Raw genomic sequence first — 373 nt, 5'->3', positions numbered from 1 at the left:
AGCCTTCTCGCCGATGCATCCATGGCGCTGCAAAATGACATTGACCGTGCTGTGCGAAGGCACGCCTTGCAGGCCTTGATCCTTCAGGCGCCGGCTGATCTTGTGCGCGCTCCAGGCTGGATGCTGGCTTCGCACCTCGAGCACCCGCGCTTCGAGTTCGTCGCAGGTCCGATTCGGGCTGCTGTGCGGACGTCGGGAGAGATCGCCCAGCGCCTCGCGGCCCCCGGCCTGATAGCGGTGTTGACCCACTTGTATCCGGTCTGCCGGCTGATGCCAAAGCGTTGGCACAGCTCGCTGAAAGCAATCTCCTGTTGCAGGGCCAGGGTCACGAATTCAAGGCGAAGTTGCATGGTGTCCTGCGGGTTCCAAGGCA

General features: G+C 62.7%; 1 protein-coding gene and 1 pseudogene. Both read right to left on the bottom strand.

Annotated features, from left to right (window positions below):
- A partial coding sequence (locus tag PQR08_RS38735; protein ID WP_408164520.1) for a helix-turn-helix domain-containing protein occupies positions 1 to 249 on the bottom strand: 249 nt, incomplete at its 3' end.
- Positions 250 to 284: 35 nt separating this feature from the next.
- Positions 285 to 350 (bottom strand): annotated as a pseudogene (locus PQR08_RS38730) (hypothetical protein); the annotation flags it as partial.
- Positions 351 to 373: the final 23 nt, after the last annotated feature.

The sequence above is a fragment of the Caballeronia jiangsuensis genome, from assembly GCF_046030135.1.
Taxonomy (GTDB): Bacteria; Pseudomonadota; Gammaproteobacteria; order Burkholderiales; family Burkholderiaceae; genus Caballeronia; species Caballeronia jiangsuensis.
The sequence above is the reverse complement of the archived record's forward strand: the minus strand, read 5'-3'. Positions and strand labels throughout refer to the sequence as shown.